Below are 202 nucleotides of genomic sequence, written 5' to 3'. Positions count from 1 at the left end.
TGCTGTTGCAGTAACTGGATGGCAAACTATTGACGGAAAAAAACACTACTTTAATCCTAACACTGCTGTAATTTCAACTGGTTATACAATTATAGGTGGTAAACATTTTTATTTTAATAATGATGGCATTATACAATCAGGAGTATTTAAAGGACCTGATGGATTTGAGTACTTTGCACCTGCTAATACTTCTAATAATAAC

1 pseudogene is annotated in these 202 nt (G+C 32.2%); it reads left to right on the top strand.

Going from position 1 to position 202, the window contains the following annotated elements:
* Nucleotides 1-202 (top strand): annotated as a pseudogene (locus KGF39_RS19755) (cell wall-binding protein); the annotation flags it as partial.

Origin of the sequence: Clostridioides sp. ZZV14-6345 (assembly GCF_020657775.1) — a bacterium.
Lineage (GTDB): Bacteria > Bacillota > Clostridia > Peptostreptococcales > Peptostreptococcaceae > Clostridioides > Clostridioides difficile_D.
Note: the sequence above shows the minus strand (reverse complement) of the source record. Positions and strands in the feature narration are given on the sequence as shown.